The sequence below is a fragment of the Microbacterium sp. MYb54 genome, from assembly GCF_002979515.1.
Lineage (GTDB): Bacteria > Actinomycetota > Actinomycetes > Actinomycetales > Microbacteriaceae > Microbacterium.
Map to the genome: position 1 here is coordinate 208,817 of NZ_PCPA01000003.1, position 20,339 is coordinate 229,155.

At 69.2% G+C, this 20,339-nt stretch carries 20 protein-coding genes; 13 read left to right on the forward strand and 7 right to left on the reverse strand.

The features are described from left to right. Positions 1-10: 10 nt before the first annotated feature. The 4 genes from nhaA (at position 11) to CQ040_RS05180 (ending at position 4,077) form a co-directional block, all read left to right on the forward strand. The gene (nhaA, locus tag CQ040_RS05165) at positions 11-1,180 is read left to right on the forward strand and encodes a Na+/H+ antiporter NhaA (protein WP_105526683.1); all 1,170 of its coding nucleotides are present in this window, start codon (positions 11-13) and stop codon (positions 1,178-1,180) included. Between the two features lie 101 nt (positions 1,181-1,281). Next, on the forward strand, positions 1,282-1,878 hold the full coding sequence (locus CQ040_RS05170; RefSeq protein WP_258131431.1) for a MazG family protein: 597 nt from the start codon (positions 1,282-1,284) through the stop codon (positions 1,876-1,878). 69 nt (positions 1,879-1,947) lie between these two features. Further along, the gene (gene hisS, locus CQ040_RS05175) at positions 1,948-3,198 is read left to right on the forward strand and encodes a histidine--tRNA ligase (protein ID WP_219844708.1); all 1,251 of its coding nucleotides are present in this window, start codon (positions 1,948-1,950) and stop codon (positions 3,196-3,198) included. 72 nt (positions 3,199-3,270) lie between these two features. Beyond that, on the forward strand, positions 3,271-4,077 hold the full coding sequence (locus tag CQ040_RS05180; RefSeq protein ID WP_105526680.1) for an SGNH/GDSL hydrolase family protein: 807 nt from the start codon (positions 3,271-3,273) through the stop codon (positions 4,075-4,077). Here CQ040_RS05180 and CQ040_RS05185 read toward each other — a convergent pair. After that, positions 4,046-4,588: a glyoxalase/bleomycin resistance/extradiol dioxygenase family protein gene (locus tag CQ040_RS05185; RefSeq protein ID WP_105526679.1), complete on the reverse strand. Its 543-nt coding sequence runs from the start codon at positions 4,586-4,588 to the stop codon at positions 4,046-4,048. The two genes, CQ040_RS05180 and CQ040_RS05185, sit on opposite strands and share 32 nt — an antisense overlap. A gap of 87 nt (positions 4,589-4,675) precedes the next feature. On the opposite strand from CQ040_RS05185, the gene CQ040_RS05190 reads away from it, so the two are divergent. Beyond that, positions 4,676-5,461 carry a helix-turn-helix domain-containing protein gene (locus CQ040_RS05190; RefSeq protein ID WP_105526678.1) on the forward strand — a complete coding sequence of 262 codons (786 nt, stop codon included), beginning with the start codon at positions 4,676-4,678 and terminating at the stop codon, positions 5,459-5,461. A gap of 67 nt (positions 5,462-5,528) precedes the next feature. Here CQ040_RS05190 and CQ040_RS05195 read toward each other — a convergent pair whose 3' ends face one another. Genes CQ040_RS05195 through CQ040_RS05215 form a run of 5 tightly spaced genes read right to left on the reverse strand, consistent with a single transcriptional unit; the run spans position 5,529 to position 11,805 of the window. Further along, on the reverse strand, positions 5,529-6,758 hold the full coding sequence (locus CQ040_RS05195; RefSeq protein ID WP_105526677.1) for an APC family permease: 1,230 nt from the start codon (positions 6,756-6,758) through the stop codon (positions 5,529-5,531). A 4-nt stretch (positions 6,759-6,762) separates the two neighbouring features. Beyond that, positions 6,763-8,451, reverse strand: coding sequence for a CocE/NonD family hydrolase (locus tag CQ040_RS05200; protein ID WP_105526676.1), 1,689 nt, complete (start codon positions 8,449-8,451; stop codon positions 6,763-6,765). Continuing rightward, on the reverse strand, positions 8,448-9,746 hold the full coding sequence (locus tag CQ040_RS05205) for an MFS transporter (RefSeq protein WP_105526739.1): 1,299 nt from the start codon (positions 9,744-9,746) through the stop codon (positions 8,448-8,450). Before CQ040_RS05205 ends, CQ040_RS05200 begins: the two co-directional genes overlap by 4 nt. Positions 9,747-9,781: 35 nt before the next feature. Beyond that, positions 9,782-10,798, reverse strand: a complete 1,017-nt coding sequence (locus CQ040_RS05210; RefSeq protein ID WP_105526675.1) for an alpha/beta hydrolase — start codon at positions 10,796-10,798, stop codon at positions 9,782-9,784. Continuing rightward, positions 10,795-11,805 carry an alpha/beta hydrolase gene (locus tag CQ040_RS05215; protein WP_105526674.1) on the reverse strand — a complete coding sequence of 337 codons (1,011 nt, stop codon included), beginning with the start codon at positions 11,803-11,805 and terminating at the stop codon, positions 10,795-10,797. Before CQ040_RS05215 ends, CQ040_RS05210 begins: the two co-directional genes overlap by 4 nt. Positions 11,806-11,908: 103 nt before the next feature. Here CQ040_RS05215 and CQ040_RS05220 point away from each other — a divergent pair, with 103 nt between their 5' ends. The 3 genes from CQ040_RS05220 (at position 11,909) to CQ040_RS05235 (ending at position 15,153) form a co-directional block, all read left to right on the forward strand. Next, a complete protein-coding gene (locus CQ040_RS05220; protein WP_105526673.1) occupies positions 11,909-12,895 on the forward strand; it encodes a LacI family DNA-binding transcriptional regulator in 987 nt (328 codons plus the stop codon). Between the two features lie 288 nt (positions 12,896-13,183). After that, complete coding sequence (locus CQ040_RS05230) at positions 13,184-14,653, forward strand: hypothetical protein (protein ID WP_105526671.1); 1,470 nt, start codon at positions 13,184-13,186, stop codon at positions 14,651-14,653. Positions 14,654-14,748: 95 nt separating this feature from the next. After that, a complete protein-coding gene (locus CQ040_RS05235) occupies positions 14,749-15,153 on the forward strand; it encodes a hypothetical protein (RefSeq protein WP_105526670.1) in 405 nt (134 codons plus the stop codon). A 33-nt stretch (positions 15,154-15,186) separates the two neighbouring features. Here the strand turns inward: CQ040_RS05235 and CQ040_RS05240 are convergent, their stop codons facing one another. Beyond that, positions 15,187-15,657, reverse strand: a complete 471-nt coding sequence (locus CQ040_RS05240; protein WP_105526669.1) for a PaaI family thioesterase — start codon at positions 15,655-15,657, stop codon at positions 15,187-15,189. 108 nt (positions 15,658-15,765) lie between these two features. On the opposite strand from CQ040_RS05240, the gene CQ040_RS05245 reads away from it, so the two are divergent. The 5 genes from CQ040_RS05245 to eno all read left to right on the forward strand — a co-directional run bounded on the left by CQ040_RS05245 (position 15,766) and on the right by eno (position 20,270). Continuing rightward, positions 15,766-16,164, forward strand: a complete 399-nt coding sequence (locus CQ040_RS05245; protein WP_105526668.1) for a GntR family transcriptional regulator — start codon at positions 15,766-15,768, stop codon at positions 16,162-16,164. Next, complete coding sequence (locus CQ040_RS05250; RefSeq protein WP_105526667.1) at positions 16,161-17,219, forward strand: DUF1648 domain-containing protein; 1,059 nt, start codon at positions 16,161-16,163, stop codon at positions 17,217-17,219. Before CQ040_RS05245 ends, CQ040_RS05250 begins: the two co-directional genes overlap by 4 nt. After that, a complete protein-coding gene (locus tag CQ040_RS05255; protein ID WP_105526666.1) occupies positions 17,216-18,166 on the forward strand; it encodes a CPBP family intramembrane glutamic endopeptidase in 951 nt (316 codons plus the stop codon). Before CQ040_RS05250 ends, CQ040_RS05255 begins: the two co-directional genes overlap by 4 nt. 31 nt (positions 18,167-18,197) lie before the next feature. Further along, the gene (locus CQ040_RS05260) at positions 18,198-18,857 is read left to right on the forward strand and encodes an O-methyltransferase (protein WP_105526665.1); all 660 of its coding nucleotides are present in this window, start codon (positions 18,198-18,200) and stop codon (positions 18,855-18,857) included. Positions 18,858-18,989: 132 nt separating this feature from the next. Continuing rightward, a complete protein-coding gene (gene eno / locus CQ040_RS05265; RefSeq protein WP_105526664.1) occupies positions 18,990-20,270 on the forward strand; it encodes a phosphopyruvate hydratase in 1,281 nt (426 codons plus the stop codon). Positions 20,271-20,339 lie beyond the last annotated feature (69 nt).

Below are 20,339 nucleotides of genomic sequence, written 5' to 3' on the forward strand. Positions count from 1 at the left end.
GATGGGGGGAATGCGCATCTCAGCGAACCCCCTCCGCGGGCAGCAGTTCCCCGCAGTCCTCCTCCTCATCGCAGCGGGGCTCGGACTGCTCTTCGCGAACCTGCCGACGCACGACGCGCTCGCCGCGTTCCTCGATTTCCACATCGCGGTGCCTGGAACCGACCTCGATCTGTCGATCGCGCACTGGGTGTCCGACGGGCTTCTCGCCGTCTTCTTCCTCGTCGTGGCCATCGAGCTGCGCCATGAGCTGACCCACGGCGAGCTCGATTCTCCGCGCAAGGCCATGCAGCCCGCGATCGCGGCGGCCGGAGGAGTGCTCGTCCCGATCGCCGTGTATCTGTTGATCGCCGGAGGTGACAGCTCCACAGCCTCGGGGTGGCCGATCCCGACGGCGACCGACATCGCGTTCGCCCTCGGTGTGCTCGCGATGTTCGGAAAGGGCCTCCCGTCCCGCGTGCGGGTGTTCCTGCTCGCGCTCGCGATCCTCGACGACATCATCGGCATCATCTTCATCGCTGTTCTCTTCGCCGACGATGTGCAGTGGGTGCAGTTCGCCCTCGCGATCGTCGGCGTGGCCGTGTTCTGGGCGCTCAGCCGGCTCCTGCATGCGAGGGGGCACCCGCTGATCGCAGTGGCGATGGTCGTGGTGGGTGCCGTCACTTGGGGTCTGGTCGCCTCCTCCGGCATCCACGCCACGATCGCCGGCGTGCTGCTGGGACTCGTGATGTCGCCCGTTCCGGCTGGGCGCACCAGGCACGCGCTGGAACCGACCGTGAACGGCGTGATCCTCCCGGTCTTCGCGTTCGTCGCGGCGTTCGTGGTGATCCCCGCTGTGTCGATCACGCAGCTGTCGCCGGCGTTCTGGGCGATCGTCGTCGCGCTGCCGGTCGGAAAGATCATCGGCATCTCGCTGTTCGGCTGGCTCGCGATGCGCATCCGCCCGAAGGGGACGGAACCCGCCCTGCCGTTCGCCGACATCCTCGCGGCCGGTGCGCTCGGCGGCATCGGCTTCACGGTCTCGTTGCTGCTGGCCAACCTCGCCTTCGCGAGCGACGGCGGCATCCGGGATCAGGCGATCCTCGGTGTGCTCGTGGGCTCTCTGATCGCGCTCGTCGTCTCCGCGTTCTTCGTGTCGCTCCGTGCGCGCTGGTACCGTCGGGTCGCATCCGCGTCGTCGTGAGCGGTCCGTCCGGTTCCCCGCCCATCCAAGGAGGAAGCGTGAGCTCTCAGCCCGAGCCCGGCACGTCGGCGGACGATCCGCTCCGCATCGCCGCCGACACCATGCACGCGGTCAGAGAACGCTGCGTGTGGTCGCAGCAGATCACGCATCGCGACCTCGTTCCCTACCTGATCGAGGAGTCGCACGAGGTGATCGACGCCGTCGAGACCGGCACTCGTGACGACCTGCGAGAAGAGCTGGGCGACCTGCTGTGGCAGGTGCTGTTCCACTCGGCGATCGCGGCGCAGGACCCCGACGATCCGTTCGACATCGACGATGTGGCTCTGACGCTCACCGAGAAGATGGTGCGCCGGCATCCGCATGTGTTCGCGGGCGAGGTGGCCGAGACACCCGAGCAGGTGCTCGTGCACTGGAACGCCGCGAAGGCCGCGGAGAAGCGCACCCGTCGCAGCGTGCTCGACGGCGTGCCGCGGGGGATGCCCGCGCTCGCGCTCGCGCAGAAGGTCGCGGGCCGTGCTGCAGGGGCCGGGGTGACGGTCGAACCGGCGCCCGCTCCTGCGTCGGAAGCAGAACTCGGCGACGCGCTCCTCGCGCTCGTGGCGACCGCGCGTGCCGAGGGCTGGGACGCCGAACGGGCGTTGCGTGAGCGGCTGCGCGTTCTGGAAGACGACGTTCGGGCTGCCGAAGCCGCATCCTGACGCCCGGCACGACGGCGCCGGCAGACCTGGGAAGATGGAACCGTGGCTACCGTGAACCCGCCGCGCGGCATGCGCGACATCCTCCCCGCCGACAAGGCCCACCGTGAGCGTGTGCTCTCCGTCATCCGCGACCGCTATCGCGCGCATGGATTCGACGAGATCGAGACACCGGTCGTCGAGGAGTACGACCGCCTGCATGCCGGCATCGGTGGCGACAACGAGAAGCTGTCGTACAACATCCTGCGCCGTGGCCTCGACGCCGACGCCATCCGCGCTGCCGCCGAAGACCCGGCTGCGCTCTCGGACCTCGGTCTGCGCTACGACCTGACCGTGCCGCTCGCGCGCTTCTACGCGAGCAACCGCGGCCAGCTCCCCACCGTCTTCCGCTCGATCCAGATCGGTCCGGTCTGGCGTGCCGAGCGCCCGCAGAAGGGCCGCTACCGCCAGTTCGTGCAGTGCGACATCGACATCATGGGCGACGACTCGTCACGCGCCGAGGCCGAGCTGATGGTCGCCTCGCTCGATGCGGTCGACGCGCTGGGCCTCGAGGGCGCGACCGTGCGCATCAACGACCGCCGCGTGCTGGATTGGATGCTCGACAGCTTCGGGTTCACCACCGAGGAGCGCCCCGGTGTGCTCATCACGATCGACAAGCTCGACAAGATCGGGCCAGAGGGCGTGGCGACCGAGCTGCGTGAGCGCAGTGCTTCCGCTGCGGCCGCCGACGCATTCGAGGCCTTCCTGCGTCGCCCGCAGACCATGGAGTACAACCCGTACGGTGAGCGGCAGATCCGCAAGGCGCTGCCCGACGGCGCTCCCGCTGAGCTCATCGAGCACCTGGTCGGCATCGGCGAGGCCGTGGCCGCAGGGCGAGGTCAGTCCGACATCCCGCTGGTCTTCGACCCGTTCCTCGTGCGCGGCATGGGCTACTACACCGGCACGATCTTCGAGCTCGCGCACCCCTCCGTCGGCTACTCGCTCGGGGGCGGCGGACGCTACGACGGCATGATCGGCCGGTTCCTCGGGCAGCAGGTTCCTGCCGTGGGCTTCTCGCTCGGGTTCGAGCGCCTGGTCGACCTGATCGCGGATGAGGCCGATGCCGGGGCACAGGCGGTCGTGCTCATCCACGATGCCGATGTTCCGGTGCACCAGCTGGTCCAGCACAAGGCGGCGCTCATCGCGGGCGGCGCCAGGGTGCGGCTCGAGAGACGCACCAAGAACGTCAAGGCGCTGCTCGAGCGTTCGGCCGCCGACGGCTACACGGCATTCGCGACCGTCTCGGCCGATACCGGCGAACTGGAGCTCAAGCCGCTGAGCTGAGCTGAGCTGAGCTGAGCGGAGCGGCCGCGGCTCGTTCACGCCGCGTTCACGGTGACGGGGTGGAATCGGGGCGTGAGTCGCATCCGCATCCCGGTCCTCGTGGGGGTGGCGCTCGTCGCCTTCCTCGGTGGCGTCCGTCTCGTGCTCGTGAAGCAGGCCGCGCTCGCGCGACGCCGGATCGGGAAGCCGCTGGGGGAGGAGTCCCTCGACGCGGATCGCCTCTGGCGGCGAGCTCTCGACGGCGAGCCGCTCGAACTGCTTCTGCTCGGTGATTCGATCGCCGCAGGCCTCGGGGCCGAGCGCCGCAAGGAGACGCTCGGCGGTCGTCTGGCGAAGGCGACAGGACGCCGGATGCATCGGCCGGTGCGGCTGCGCACGGCGGCCGTGGTCGGAGCGGAGTCACCCGATCTGCCGAGCCAGCTCGACGCCCTGCCTGCGGAGTATCAGCCGCACGCGGCGGTGATCATCGTCGGAGGAAACGATGTGACGCACCGGCTGCCCGTGGCACTGTCCGCTCAGCATCTGCACGAGACGATCCGCAGGCTCCGGGAGAGGGGCGCTGAAGTCGTCGTGGGTACCTGCCCCGACCTCGGCGCGCTGCGCGCAGTGCCGCAGCCGCTTCGTCGGATCGCGTCCAGCCTGTCCCGCCGTCTCGCCGAGATCCAGGACGAGACAGCGCGACAGGCGGGCGCCGAGCCGGTCGACCTGCGTCGTGCGGTGGGGCCGATGTTCTTCGACGAGCCGGAGGCGATGTTCAGTCTCGACCGCTTCCACCCGAGTGCGCTGGGCTATCGCCGCACGGCCGAGGCACTGTTGCCGGCGGTGTGCCGTGCGGCGGAGAGATCGCTCAGCTCGCGCCGTCGGCAGGTGCAGCGCTGAACGACGCCGCCCATTCCGCGACCCGACGGCTGCTCTCCTCGTCGGAGATGTCCTCGACACGCGTCATGACCGACCAGCGCACCCCGAACGGATCGCGGATGCTGGCGAAGCGGTCGCCCGAGACGAAGGGCGCGGGGGCTTCGCGCACGGTGGCGCCCGCAGCGACGGCCTTCTCGACGACCGCATCGACGTCGGAGACGTACAGGCCCATCGAGTAGCAGTCGTCGTCGCCTGCGGGGGAGGGCACGAGGTGGTACTCGGGGTTCGGCTCTCCGAGCTGGAGCAGGCCGAGCCCGAAGTCGAGGTCGGCGTGTGCGACCACTCCGCCGAACTCGGTCACGTCGATGACCCGGGCGCCGAAGACGTCGCGGTAGAACTCGATCGCCTGCTTCGCGTCGGGGATCGCCAGGAAGGGGGTGAGCGAGGTGGCGCTGTTCGGGCGGCCGTTCGTCGTGTACGTCCCGTTCGCACCGGTCGTCGGGGCGTCTGTCGTGCTGTCGTCGTTGCTCATGCCGCCACGCTAGGCCGGGTGGGATGGCCGTCGCTTGAAGATCCGCGACAACCACGCGATGTCGGAGCCGGAGCCTACGCTGGGCGCATGGTGAACCCGACCCGTGGCGTGCTGTATCCCGCACGCCTGCCGCAGTTCCACCGACTGCCGGCGCCGTGGGCGGTCACCGAGCTGGTCGCGTGGTTCTGGATCCCGGAGTGGGAGATCGAGCCGGGGCGCTCATCACGCCAGGAGATCGTCGCGTACCCGGCGCTCAACCTCGTCGTCGATGGAGATGCCGTGACGCTGTCGGGCGCGACGACGAGGATGTCTCACCGCGACCTGCGAGGGAGCGGATGGGCGGTCGGGGCGCTGCTGCGTCCGGCTGCTGTCGCTGCCCTGATCGACGACCCCGCCTCGCTGGTCGACGGCGAGCGGGTGCTCGACGACGGCATCACCGAGCTCCGTGATGCCGTCGCCTCGGCGATGGGCTCGGGTGAGCGGCACCGAGAGCGGGCGGTCGCTGCCTTCTCCGGCTGGCTCGAGAAGCGCGTGGGACGGGCCCGGGAGTCCGCCCTCCAGGCCAACGCTGTCATGGACGTTCTGATGGGTGGCGGCGCGGCGCTCACCTCCGAAGAGGCCGCCACGCGGCTGGCCGTCTCGGTGCGCACTCTGCAGCGGATGACGCACCGCCACGTCGGGCTGTCGCCGGCAGCGATGATCCGGAGGAGGCGGCTGCAAGAGGCGGCGCAGCGGGTGCGTGAGGAGCCGGAGGCCGACCTGGCCTCGATCGCCGCCGAACTCGGCTACGCGGATCATGCCCACCTCACGCGCGACTTCCAGGCTGTCCTCGGCATCGCACCGCGCACGTACCGCTCCGAGGTGAGCGGCTGAGCCAGACCCGCGCGTGCGCCAGACCCGGGCGAGCGTCAACCCGCGCGAGCGTCAACCCGCGCGAGCGTCAGACCCGCGTGAACCGCAGCCGCAGCATCCGGTATCCGATGCCGATCAGCACCACGGCGGTGCCGACCAGCGAGGCGAGCACGGGCAGGGTGTTCACCAGCACCAGGCATCCCACGGCTCCGAGCACCTGCAGCGCCCGCGGGTAGCGGCGGGCGGGCCCCGTCTGACGGAAGGCGGCCGCGTTTGCGATGAGGTAGTAGAGCAACACGCCGAAGGATGAGAAGCCGATGGCGTCGCGCAGGTCGGCGAGGAGCACGATGGCGATGACGATCAGCGCGATCGCGATCTCGGCACGCTGCGGCACCTGGTGGCGACGGTCGATCTGCGCGAGGAATCGGGGCACGTCACCCTCGCGAGCCATGGCCAGGGTCGTGCGGCCGATTCCCGTCAGCAGCGCCAGCAGAGCGCCGAGCGAAGCCGCAGCCGCGGCCACGCGGAGGATCGGAGCCCACGCCGATGCGCCGGCGGCCGTGAGCAGGTCGACCAGCGGAGCCGTCGAACCGATCACGTCGGCGCCGAGCACCAGCACGACGGCGAGCCCCACCAGCGTGTACACGACCACCGCGCCGCCCAGGGCGATGACGATGGCGCGCGGAATGGTGCGCGCCGGGTCGACGACCTCTTCGCCCATCGTCGCGATGCGTGCGTAGCCGGCGAACGCGAAGAACAGCAGCCCTGCGCCCTGGAGCACTCCGTAGGCCGTTGCATCCGGCAAGGGGGTCGGCGTGGCCGTCGGGGCTGCGCCCAGTCCGAAGCCGACCGCGATCGCGAGTCCGAGCAGCGAGCACACCACCAGGATGCGGGTGACCAGGGCGGTGCGGGTCACGCCGAAGCAGTTCACGACGGCGAGAAGCACGACCGCCGAGACGGCGACGGGCAGCTGCCAGCCGGCCGGTGCTGCATACGCGGCGAAGGTCATCGCCATCGCGGCGCAGCTCGCGATCTTGCCGATCACGAAACTCCATCCCGCGATGAAGCCCCACCAGGGGCCGATCTCCGCGCGGGCGTAGGCGTACGTGCCACCGGCGACGGGGTGTGCGGCGGCGAGCTGCGCCGAGGAGGTGGCGTTGCAGTACGCGACGACGGCGGCGATCGCGAGGGCGATGAGGATGCCGCTCCCTGCGACGCCGATCGCGGGAGCCCACACCGCGAACACACCGGCGCCGACCATCGAGCCGAGGCCGATGGCGACCGCGTCTGCGAGTGTCAGTCGACGGGCGAGGGGCATCCCGTCATCGTGGCATGCGACGGTGAACGGCGGGTGACCCGGCCCTCTCCCGCGCGGGCACGGACACCTGCGCGGGGAGTGTGAGGGTGGCAGGCCGCGAGCCTCCGAGGTGCACGATCTGGTCGCTGGGGATCAGGCGCGAGTGGTCGCGCACCGGATCGTCGGTCCCGGAATTGCGCAGATGAAGAGGATGCGCGCCGGACGAGACCTGCACACGCAGCCGCGACCCGGCGGCGAAGCGGTGGGCCAGAGGGGCGAGTTCGAGCCGGATCCGGCCGGCCGCGTCGGTTATCGCCCCGTCGGGAGAGAGCCGTCGGTACCCGTCGCTGAGCGCCCGGGAGACGCCCCGGGCATCCACTTCGCAGAGACGCACGAACAGGTCGGCGCGGGGGTTCGACGACCCGAACGAGAGTGCGATCTCGGGCGCCCCGATCACGACGAGATCTTCCGGGAGCGGATCTCCGGTGAAGACGAGCACGTCGTTCCGGCGTTCACGGGCGCTTTGCTTGCGTCGCCCCGCGGAGAACGGATTGAGGGTGCGACCACCGGCATCCGGGGTCGGATCCGCCGGATCGTAGCGATACGTGAGATCGGCCGCGGGGGTCTCGGTGCCGGTCGGGTCCAATCGCCCGTCTGCGGTGAGTTCCAGGGTCATCGTCGTGTGTGGCGGAGGCCAGCTCGCCAGCTCGCGCCAGCCACTGCCGCCGGTCACGTCGATCCGCGCGCCGTCCGTCGGCGCGTCACCGGTGAACGACCTGAGTGCCTCGCGGACGCCGATCACCGTGATCTCCGGGGCACCGTGCACCCAGTCGCCGATGATGAGGCGCACCGGACGGCCGGCGTCGTGGAGGGCGGCGTAGTCCGTGAGCTGACCGACCAGGAACAGGTCCTGCCATCCCGCGACCAGGGTGACGGGCGGGATGGTGTCGACGTCCTGTGCGAAGTGCATGGGCTCCCACCAGGGGTCGCCCTTGTCGCTGTGCTCGACCCAGTCGCGGAAGAACTGCGGGTCGGCGCCGCGTGCCACACGCACAGCATCCGCGGGCGGAACCGCGAGCGCGCCCCGACGGAACCCGCCGCGGGCGCGCAGCAGCGCCCACGCCTTCGACGGCAGCGACCGCTCTTGAATGTCGAGCGCGTAGGCCCACGTGAGCGGGGTGTCGATCGAGAATCCGCCGCCCGGGTAGAGGATCGCGTCGTCGAAGTTTCGCGCGGAGATCGCGATGCCCATGGCATCGGGGCGCTCGTCGCCGTCGCAGTAGGCCCATTGGGTCACGCCGAAGTAGCTTCCGCCCCAGGAGTGGACGCGCCCCGTCGCCCACGACTGCGCGCGCAGCCACCGCATCGTCGCCTGTCCGTCGGCGACCTCGTCGTGCAATGGGTCGAATGCGCCGGACGACCCGAACGTGCCGCGGCAGCTCTGCACCACCACGTGGTGCCCGCGTTCGGCGAGGAACAGCGCTACTCCGGCGATCCCGTCACGTCCGTACGGGGTCCGGATCAGCACGGTGTGCCCGCCGGATCCCTCCGCATGCCAGTGGTCGGTGAGGAGGGTGGCGCCGTCGTCTGCTGCGACCCGGATGTCGGCCGTGCGCGTGACGTTCCGGTGCGTCCGCCGCGGCATGTCGGCGGCTCGGGTCAGGCGCCGGTACTCGCGGCGGGCTGCGCCTGAGAGGCGGGGAGCATCGGTCATCGCACGCCCTTCACTCTGGTGACCGCGAATGCGGCGATCACGGCCATCACGACCGCGCCGATGTAGAGGGCCGCGAAGTTCTCACCTGTCGGCGAGCCTATGCGGGTGGCGAAGAATCCGAAAACGGGCACGAGGATGCCCGGCAGCAGATAGGCGAGTGCCACGATACCGAGGTCCTTGCCGGCATCGTCGACGGAGGGGAGGCACTCTGTCATCAGAGCGACGTCGGCGGCGATGTAGGCGCCTTGCCCGGCTCCGACGATCGCGATCCCGACGAGGAAGAACGCGATGTCGCCGAACGAGATCGCCAGCACCAGGCCTCCCGCGCTCGCGAGCGCGCCGATGATGACGCTCGGCTTGCGACGGCCCGTGCGATCGGAGATCACCCCGAACACGAACGCCATCACCAGGTTCATCAGGGTGAAGGCCGCCGTCGCCTGGGTCTGCACCGCGGCGATCTCGGTCGGGTCGTCGATGTCGAAACGGCCCGAGATGGTCAGGTAGAGGTAGCTCGTGACCGACACGATCGACGCGGTCATGAAGAACCGGCATACCCACGCCCAGGCGAAGTCGGGGTAGCGGCGCGGGCTCAGCCAGAACGTGGCCAGGACGCCGCTCCAGTCCATCGGCGCCGCGGGTTCCCGACGTCGGATGTCCTTCAGCGTGAAGAAGAGAGTGATCGCCAGGAGCACGGAGAGCCCGCCCGGGATCAGGAACATGCCGACCTGGCCGGTCGGGGCGACGATGCCGGCGAGGGAGACGCCGCCGAGGATCCCGATCGCGGTGGCGGCACCCGTGACGGCCGACATGATGGCGCGGATGCTGCGGCGGATCTGGTCGGCGAACAGAGTGTGGACGGTCATCGACACCGCGCCCCAGCCCACGAGGACCAGGATCGTGCCGACGCCCAGCACGAGGAGGGAAGGGGCAGTGGCCTGCACCCCGTATCCGGCCAGGGCGATCAGCGAGCCGGAGAGGATCCAGGGGCGGCGGATGCCGAGCTTCGACATCGAGCGGTCGCTGAGCCGGCCGAAGATCGGCGTCGTGATGAGGATGGCCGCGCCGCCGAGCGTGAGGATGATGCTCAGGTTGCCTGTCGCCTGATCGGGATCCCACTCCTTGAGGAGCTGGGGGATCGCCACACTGGCGACGCCCTGGGCGATGCCGGATCCGAGCCAGGCGAGCACGAAGGCGATCCAGAACCAGCGGGTCTGGCGCTGGCCGGGGATCGCGTCGGCGGTGAGCGGGGGAGCGGGGTCGGCGGGGAAAACAGGATCGACTGCGTGGGTGGACATCATCGTCTCCGGGTCTCGGTCGGGGTTCGGGCTGGTCACGGGTGCGCGCCGGCGGTCGTCACCGGATCGGCATTCGGGTGGCTGGTCGTGCGGTAGGCGTCGGCGAGCTCCGAGACGAAGACGTCACGCCATTCCCGTGCGCCCTGCCAACGGCCGGTGAGTCCGGGAGAGGCGTGATCGTGGCCGGGGCCGATGCACAGCACGACGGGGACTCCCGCCGCACGCAACGCATCGGCATAAGCGGTGGCGCCGTCCCGGAGCGGATCGAACTCGGCGGCGAGGATCAGTGCGGGAGCGAGTCCTCGGTGATCCGGCGCGTCCAGCGGAGAGGCGTCCGCGAGGGGAGCTCCGGCGCGATAGACCTCGGCGAGGTGCTCGACACCCTCCCTCTCCGCGGCGCCGAGGTACCGGTGCATCGATGAGCCGACGATGCGCAGCGCGGCAGGGAGCACTTCGAGCGCCTGGTGGTGCAGAGACGTTCCGGAGTCGCGTTCGCGCAGGGCGACGGAGGCCGCGATCGTCGCCCCCGCGGAGTTGCCGCCGATGCCCAGCCGATCTGCGTCGATGGCGAGTTCGTCGGCACGCTCGCGCAGATCCTCCAATGCCGCGACGGCGTCGTCGACCGGAGCGGGGAACGGATGCTCGGGCGCCAGCCGGTACTCCAGCGACACGATCTGCACGCCGGAGCGCAGCGCGCGATCTGCGCAGAGACGGTCGTTGAGGAGCTCGTCGATCGTGCCGCCGGTCCAACCCCCTCCGTGCAGCCACAGCATCGTCGGCAGTGCGCCGGTCGCAGACTCGGGTCGATATCGACGCGCACGCAGCGGACCCGCGCCGCCGGCGAGCATGAGGTCGTCGATCTCCACGCCTGCGGGAGCCGGTGCGGTGAACTCGACGGCCAGGAGGTCGCTCAATTCCCGTTGCGCGCGGCGGCGCACTCCCAGGTCGGGGGAGTCGAGGTCGGGAAGTTTTGCGGAGAGCTCACGGATGCGCTCGATCCACTCCAGAATCTGCGGACTCAACGGCGGCAGACCCTGTTGCAGCCCGCTCATGCCCCAGCTCCTTCGTGAAGCGTGCGCAGCTCGGAGACGACGAGGCGATGTGCGGTATCGGCCGCTGGCACGTATCCGGTCGAACCGAGCGATCCGTGTGTCTGTCCGATGAAGCGCATCGCCGTCACCGGCACCCCCGCGGCGGAGAGCGCCCGTGCGTAGGCTTCTCCGTCGCCGCGCAGGGGGTCGAGCTCGGAGGTGAGGATCACCGCGGGCGGAAGCCCTTCGTGGGTCACGGCCAGCAACGGTGAGGCATACGGTCCGCGCGCCGCCGCGGAGTCAGCCCCGACGTACTGCCGCACCAGGTTGCGGCCGACCGCGCGCACGATGACTCCTGGCATCCGGGCATCGATCCCGCTCATGTCGGCGTGTCCCATCGTCAAGTCCAGTGCGGGGTTCTCCAGCAGTTGCAGGGCGATCAGGTGTGCAGAGCGATCGCGGTTCATGAGTGTCACGGCGGCGGCGAGGTCACCTCCTGACGAGGCTCCCCCCACGGCCATCCGATCGCGCGAAGCCCCCAGCTCTTCGGCGTGGGCGTGCGCCCATTCGAACGCCGACCAGCACTGCTCCGGCTGGGTGGGGAAGCGCTCCTCCGGCGCGTGGGCGTAGTCGGCCGCGACGATGATGATTCCCGCGTCCCGTGCTCTGGCTCGGAACCGGGCGTCCCACGAGACCCAGTCGATCCCGGCGATCGTGAATCCACCGCCGTAGAAGTACACCAGCACGGGGAGACCCGACCCTGGTGGCGTGCGCTCCTCGCTGGGCCAGTACACGCGGACGCGCACGTCGGGGTGCCCGTCGACCGCAACGATGTGCTCCTCGGTGGCAGTGGGGAGCGGAGTGATCCCGAGCGCGGCACTCACCGCGTCGTCGTTCTCAGCCGCGACCCGGCGGCGCCCTGCGGGGTCTGCGGGTTCCGTGGCGAGCAACGGTGCGACCCGCTCCTCCCACGCTGCGACCGCGTTGTCGAGCGCCGGGCGCCGGAATCGGGACCGTGGTGTCGGCATCGGGCATCTCCTTCGATGGGTTACGCACCGGTGAATTCCCACAGTGCGAGTTCCGCCCTAGTCTGGACAATCGAAGAACTTCGATGAAGAAGGAAGTCCGATCATGCGTGCACGACCGGGACGGGTCACCATCTACGACGTCGCGGAGCGCGCCGAAGTGAGCATCTCCACCGTTTCACTGGCGGTCAGCGCTCCGCACCGGGTGCGCCCCGAGACCCGCGAACGCATCGTCGCCGCGGCCACCGCGCTCGGGTATCGCATGACACAGGGGCGGCGCGTGGGGGCCGCGCGCATCGCGGTCGCCGCACCGTTCACGACCTACCCGTCGTATCTGCGCCGCCTGTCCGGCATGCTCCGTCGAACGAGGGACGCGGCGGTCGATATCATCCCCTACGACCTCGATTCCGCGGCCGCGGCGGATGAGCCGCTGCTCGATGTGCTGCCCACTCGCACGGATGCCACCGGCCTCGTGGTGATGGGGGTTCCGCTCGGCGGTGCGGCGCGCAGAGCGAGCAGAGCGGCGCGCATCCCGGTCGTCTACGTCGACGTGGTGCCGACACGGTCCGATGCGGGCGGTCCGGTCGTCCTCGTCGACGACCGCGACGGCGGGTCGCAGATCGGCCGCCATCTCGCGGGACTCGGCCATCGCCGGGTCCTGTTCGTGCATGAGCCGCAGCGCTCGCCGGCATACGTGTCGGCGGGGATGCTCCGCATCGACGGGCTGACGCAGCACGTGGCGATGACGGATCTGGCGGTCGCTGATCCCGCTTCGGTCGATGGTCGCGTGATCGCCGCAGCCCGAGCTGCAGGTGCGACGGCGATCGTTGCGAACCATGACCAGTTCGCCGCCGCGGTGCTGTCGGCGCTACGTGCGGATCCTGGCACCGCCCCGCTCGCGGTCGTCGGCTACGACGACGGTGAGGTCGCCGCAGCGCTCGACCTCACGACCGTGCGGCAGCCGTTCGAGGAGAGCGGGCGCACGGCCCTCGAACTCGTCCTCGGACTGGTGTCGGGCGCATCGACCGCACACGACACCGTGCGACTCGCCCCGACCCTGATCGCGAGGTCGTCGACGCTCGCGCCAGGGTGACGAAGCGTCGTTCGGCCGTCGCCTATGCTTGCTTCCACGCCTGACCTCGTGTGGTGAAACCATGAGGGAAGGATGATCCAGATGGATACCGGGGGGTGTCTTCATGTCGGAAGTACAGGTGTTCTATGACGAATTGCAGTCGTCGGCCTCAGACCTCGCCGATGCCGCGTTCGTCCTGCAGACGGATGCATCGAATCTCGTCGGCGGTGATGCCGGAGTTCTCCGAACCGCGGATACCCGCTGGAGAAGATCACCGGCGCCCGGGGGGACGCTGCGGCGATCCTGTCGGTGATCGGCCCGGACGTCGCGCTCGCGCAGACGCTCGCCGAAGCCCTGACGGCGTACGCGCAGGCGCACGACGCGCACGCCCAGAAGGCGAACGCGCTGATCGAGGAGATCGAGAGTGCGCACGCCCAGCACGAGACGCTGGGAAGGGCCGCTGACAGTGCCGGGCGCGGTGCGCTGGCCGCGTCGAGGCTCGACGACCCCGCAGCCCTGGAGAAGGCGGAAGGCGAGGCGACGGCACAGATCGGAGCGCGCGATCGGGCCGAGGAGGAGCTGAACGAGCTCTGGAGCGAGTACGAACGACACTTCGGGGCCTGGGAAGAGGCCTACGACGCCGCAGTGCGGGCATTGGTCCCGTCGGAGAGCGTGCCGGTGACCCTCGAAGCGCGGGACTTCCTCGATGCGCTCCTGTCCGCCGACACCCCGGAGGACGTGCTGCTCCTGTGGCTGTCGCGGCCGGAGTTGCAAGACGAGGTGATCGATGCGTACCCCGAGATCGTGGGCGCGATGGACGGGATTCCCGCCCTCGTTCGCGTGGCTGCAAACCGCTTGAACGCGCCCGACTGGATCGCGGAGGCCGAAGCGGACCTCGCCGTCGAAGGGATCTCGGATGAGCGCGCGGCCTTCCTGCGCAGCGAGATCGCCTACCTGAAGCAGGCGCTGAGCGATGATGCTCCCGTGCAGCTCTATCTCTACGATCGCGATTCCTCGCGGATCGTCGAGATGATCGGAACCCCCTCGCCCGAGACGGAGAAGGTGATTACGTATGTGCCCGGAACCTTCACGAGTCTCGGGGATTTCTACCGGGGTGGCGCGCAGCAGATCGCTGGATACCTCGCGGACCAGGTGCCCGGCACGGTCGCGTTCGTCTACAAGGACGGGCCGTTCCCGGGTGAGAACACCGACGTCGGCGGTATCGACATGTTCCGCATCGGCGAGGCGAACGATGAGGATCGCGCGCTCGCGGCAGGGCGACAGCTCGCGCGGTTCGAGGCGGGCATGCGCGCGGACCCGCTCCTCGGGGCGGCGGAGCAGGATGCTCTCGGACACAGCTGGGGGCTGTCGAACGTCACGAGCTCCGAGGTCGCTGGGGCAGACTACGACAAGGTGATCTCGCTCTCGGGGGCCGGGATGCCCGAAGCGTGGAAGCCCGGGCAGGACACGACGTACACCGACCTCTCCTACAACGACATCCTGCAATCCGGGCAGGGGCTCGGGATCGTGTGGGACGGGAACAATCCACGGGAGCACCCGGCTTTCGAGCACGGCGAATACTACGAAGGGCCGCATGATGACGAACTGGCAGAGTCGGCAGCAGAGGCCGAAGCCGTGGCGGCCAGCGGGTACCCAGCGGTGTACTTCCCGGTCGATGACATTGGCGTGCTGATGGACAATCACAATCTGATCGCCACCAACACAACGGCAAACGACAAGGCGCTGAATGCGATGCTGAATCTGGTGGCTGGAGAATGAGGGCGCGATGGGGTCTCATCGCCGTGGGTCTGAGCTGTGTCTTCGCGTTATCGGGCTGTGCACCCGCACCTGACCGAACAAACGAGGAGAGTAACGTGACGCTGGAAGAGGCTAAGGCTGAGGCGCAAGCGGCGGAGTTGGAGCTCGCGTCATTGATTCCTGAGGACGTCGTCGCCAGCATCGAGCAGAAGCCGGACGGAACGCTGTTCTCCTGTGACGAAGAACGGCACCGGTGGAAGGGATCGACGACGGTGGTGCTCGTCCCGGAAGCTGATACGACTGCGGTGGTGAAGCAGTTGGAATCAGTTGTGAGAGATGAAGGCCGGTTCTCCGTCGAATCCTGGGTCGATGTCACTGACACGTACAGCGTGCAGTTGACGCTGCCTGGTTCGGTGGAGAACTACATCTTCAGCGAGGGAGAGCCGCACACGATCCGCATCGCGTCGGGTTCGGTCTGCTTCACGTTGCCGGAGGGCGTCTATCCGGGCGGCAAGTTCTGACGACCGCCCCGCCTACACCTCCACGGCCCTCGATCAACCACGCGAGGCCGTGACCCGCTTCTTCTCCCGGATGTAGACCTCGCGGCGTACCTTCGCCACGACGTCGCCCTCCCGGTCGGTGATGACGGTCTCGAACCACTCGAGCACTTTGGCTCCGCCGCGTGCGCGCTCACGGATCTCCTCGGCCTTCTCCTTCGACACCTCGAACTCGGCAGTGAGCACGCCACGGCCGGGCTTGAGGAACTCGATCTCGCCGCGGGTGTCCCACACGACGTGGTCGCGTCCGAGCTGGTGCATCACGAGCATGAAGAAGTACGGGTCGGTCATCGCCGACATCGAACCGCCGAACGCGGTCTTGACGTAGTTGCGGGTGAAGGCGTTCACATGAAGCTCGACCGTGGCGTGGGTCCAATCCTCACTGAAGCGGCGGATGCGGATGCCGCTGAAGAGGTTGGGGATCCACAGGCTCATGCCGATCGCGAGACGGCGGGGAGTGATGCGCATCACGCCAGTGTGGAGGAACGAGCAGAGAGCGACAAAGACGTCTGGAGGGTTGGCACAGTTATTATAGTTCGCATAGAATAAGTAGCGATTCCACGAGAGGAGGGTCGGATGCTCATCCGTGTCGATCCCGACAGCCCCCGCGCTCTGTACGACCAGGTGGCGGCCTCCATTCGCTCCGACATCCTCGCCGGGGTCCTCGCCCCCGGTGACCGCCTTCCCGCGGCACGCGATGTCGCCGAAGCGCTGGACATCAACCAGCACACCGTCCTGCACGCCTACCAGCGGCTGCGCGACGAGGGCCTCGTGGATCTTCGACGCGGCAGGGGAGCGGTCATCGCGGCCTCGGCAGCGCCCCTCGCCGAGCTCGCACACGATATCGATGGGCTGGTGCGACGCGCGGCCGCCCTCGGCGTCTCCGCCGACACGCTCGCCGGCATCATCCAGTCGCACCGCGACGACCGAACCGAACCGACCCGCTCCGAGACCCGCGAGGAGGACTCGCCATGACCACCCACGACCTCACCCGCACCCCTCCGCAGCTGCTGAGGCGCGCGCGGCTGACCTTCTTCCTCGTCGCGGTGATCGTGCCGATCGTGATCACCGCCATCGCTGTCGTGGTCCTCCTCACCTGGCTGCCCACGCTGCCGCAGCAGGTCGCGACCCACTGGGGTGTGAGTGGCGCCGATGGCTTCGGGCCACCCTCCACGTATCTCTGGCTCCTCATCGGGATCGGACTCGGACTGCCCGTGCTGATGGCGATCGTGACGCTCGCCTCGGTCGGTGCGCACTGGGGCGGCGCGGCCCGACTGATGGGCGCGCTCGCCGCCGGCATGTCCGTCTTCGCCGCCGTCATGAGCCTCGGCTCGCTCGCGATCCAGCGCGATCTGACCGACATCTCCGATGCGCCGGGGATCGGAGGGGTCATGGCCCTGTCCTTCGCCGGACTCGTTGCGGTCGGCGGCATCGTCTGGGCGGTGCAGCCCCGCGTGCGACCGGAGCAGGGACGCACGCTCGAGCCTCGGTACGCCGTGCATATCGCCAAGGGTGAACGTGTCGTGTGGGTCGCGACGACGACGATGCCGCGCGGCGCGCTCGCCTTCCTGCTCTTCGTGCTCCTCGGTCTCGTCGCGCTCGCCGCGTACATGCTCGTCGCCGGTGTCGAGGGCGGATGGATCGTCGCGCTGGTCGTGGTTGTCGTGGGCTTCGCCCTCGCAGCGACCGCCTCCTTCCGCGTCACGATCACCCCTGCAGGATTTTCCGCTCGGGCCCTGCTGGGTTGGCCGCGCATCCGGATTCCGCTCGACGAGGTGGAATCGGCACGTGCTGTGGATATCTCCCCGTTCGGCGAGTTCGGCGGCTGGGGATGGCGCATCGCCGTCGACGGGCGCACGGGCATCGTCATGCGCCGCGGCTCCGCGATCGAGGTCTCCCGTCAGGGCCGGCGGCCGTTCATCGTGACGATCGACGGTGCGGAAGAAGCCGCAGCGCTGCTGCAGGCCTATGTCGACCGCTCGCGAACGCCGGGCACTCCTTCGACCGACTCCGGAAAGGCGACCTCATGAACGACCAGACCCCGCACGCGCGCCGCGTGCCGTGGACCGCGGTGATCGTCTTCGTGGCGGTCTCCTTCGCCCTCGCCTGGCTGGTGGCCCTGCCGCTGTGGCTGGGCGACGGCCTCGCCGAGCCGATGTCGGTCTTCCTGCTGCCGGTGATGATGTTCACACCCGCGGTGGCAGCCCTCGTCGTGACGTTCGTGATGCGCGTCCCCGCACCCGGGCAGCGTGCCCGCTTTCTCGGACTGTGGCCGCTGCGCCCAGCGAAGCGCGTGATCTGGCTCATGGTCGCGGGCTGGCTGGTTCCGCCGCTGCTGGTGGGTCTCGGCGTCCTGCTCTCCGCCGCGCTCGGCTTCGTACAGCTCGATCTGACGTTCGCGGCCTTCGCCGCCGAACTCGAGAAGGCCGTGCCCGCTGGCACTCCGCTTCCTCCCGTCCAGATCATCGTGTTCGCCCAGCTCGCGATGATTCCCGTCGGTGGACTGTTCAACAGCCTCTTCGCATTCGGTGAGGAGCTCGGCTGGCGTGGGTGGTTGCTCCCGGCGCTGCGTCCGCTCGGCACCTGGCCAGCGCTGATCCTCAGCGGCGTGATCTGGGGCGTGTGGCACAGCCCGATCATCCTGCTCGGCTACAACTTCGGGCGCACCGACATCACCGGGGTGCTGTTCATGATCGGCGGGTGTGTGGCCTGGGGTGTTCTGCTCGGCTGGCTGCGACTGCGGTCGGCATCGGTGTGGCCCGCGGTCATCGCGCACGGCTCGCTGAACGCCGCTGCGGGCATGATCGTGATCTTCGCCGCTGCACAGCCGGATCTCGCTCTCGCCGGACCCCTGGGGGTCGCAGGATGGATCGTCGCCGCGCTCGTCGTGATCGTGCTCGTACTGACCGGTCAGTTCCGGCAGCAGCCAGAGCTCGCCGACGCCCCAGGCCGTCTGCTCTCCGCCCCGCGGTCTTGACTGACGGCGGTGGCGGGGGTTGGCTGAAGCCATGGAATCCACCCCCGCCGCCTGGTCCGAAGCAGACTCCTTCCTCGCCGAGACGCTCGTCGGTCCAGACGCGGAGTTGGAGGCGGCGCTCACCGCGCAGCGAGCCGCGAGTCTGCCCGAGATCGAGGTCGCGCCGGTCGCCGGCAAGCTGCTGAACCTGCTCGTCCGCATCAGCGGCGCGCGTCGGGTTCTCGAGATCGGCACCCTCGGCGGCTACTCCACGATCTGGCTTGCCAGGGCCGTCGGCTCCGAGGGGCGGGTCGTGACGGTCGAGGCGGAGTCCGAAAACGCGGCGGTCGCCCGCGCCAGCATCGACGCCGCGGGCGTCGGAGACCGCGTCGACATCCGGGTGGGCAGGGGAGCGGACGTGCTTCCGACCCTGGTCGGCGGATTCGACCTGGTGTTCATCGACGCCGACAAGGAGTCGAACACGATCTACCTCGACTGGGCGGCGAAGCTCGGTCATCCCGGCACCGTGATCGTGCTCGACAACATCGGGCGCGAGGGCGAGATCGTCCGCGACGATTCCGACGATCCCAAGGTGATCGGCACCCGAGAGGGACTCCGGATGCTGGGGGAGGACGCGCGCTTCGACGCCACGGCCCTGCAGACCGTGGGCGCGAAGGGCTGGGACGGCTTCGCGATCGCCGTGGTCGTCTGACGTCGGCGGGGTCAGGGACCGCGGTCCGCACCTCTCAGGCGAGTCCCTGAGCGTGTCGGGAGGCCGGGCTAGACTGGGCGCGGATCGACGACGCTCCACACAACGTTTTCCCCCTGAGCAAGGAGCACATCAGTGGCACTGATCGAGGCTGTAGGCGCACGCGAGATTCTCGACTCGCGCGGAAATCCGACCGTTGAGGTGGAGGTCCTCCTCGACGACGGCATCGTGCAGCGGGCGGCCGTTCCGTCCGGCGCATCCACGGGCGCGTTCGAGGCGTACGAGCTGCGCGACGGAGACAAGAGCCGCTACGGCGGCAAGGGTGTGCTCAAGGCCGTCGAGGCCATCATCGACGAGCTGGGACCGGCCATCGAGGGTGTCGAGGCGAGCGAGCAGCGCATCGTCGACGAGATCCTGATCGAGGTCGACGGCACCGAGAACAAGAAGCGCGTCGGCGCCAACGCCATCCTCGGCGTGAGCCTCGCAGTGGCCAAGGCCGCAGCCGACTCGGCCGACCTCCCGCTGTTCCGCTACCTGGGTGGCCCGAACGCGCACGTGCTGCCCGTTCCGCTGTTCAACGTCATCAACGGCGGCGAGCACGCCGACAACGGCATCGACATGCAGGAGTTCTTCCTCGCCCCGATCGGTGCGGAGACCTACTCCGAGGCGCTCCGCTGGGGCGTCGAGACTTACCACGTGCTGCGTGCAGAGCTCAAGGCCGCCGGCTACGCGACCGGCCTCGGCGACGAGGGCGGCTTCGCCCCCGACCTGCCCAGCAACCGCGAGGGCCTCGATTTCCTGGTCAAGGCGATCGAGAAGGCGGGCTTCACGCCCGGCACCGACATCGCGCTCGGCCTCGACGTCGCAGCGACCGAGTTCTTCAAGGACGGCGTCTACCGCCTGGACAACAAGGACTGGGACGCCGCCGCTCTCACCGAGTACTACGTCGGACTCGTCAACGACTTCCCGATCGTCACGATCGAAGACGCGCTGGCCGAAGACGACTGGGACAACTGGAAGCACCTCACCGACGCCCTGGGCTCCAAGGTGCAGCTCGTCGGCGACGACCTGTTCGTCACCAACCCGGCACGTCTGGCCGACGGCATCAAGCGCGGTGTCGCGAACTCGCTGCTGGTGAAGGTCAACCAGATCGGCACGCTCACCGAGACGTTCGACGCGGTCAGCCTGGCGCAGCGCTCCGGCTACACGGCGATGCTCTCGCACCGCTCGGGTGAGACCGAAGACACCACGATCGCCGACCTGGTCGTCGCGACCAACGCCGGTCAGATCAAGGCGGGCGCTCCTGCTCGCAGTGAGCGTGTCGCCAAGTACAACCAGCTCCTGCGCATCGAGGAGGAGCTCGGCGATGCCGCGGTCTTCGCCGGTCGCTCGGCGTTCCCGCGCTCGCAGCGCTGAGCGCACCGCAACATCGAACAAGCCGCCGATACGGCGGTGAACACCGCCGCTGAAGCGGCACGACGAAGG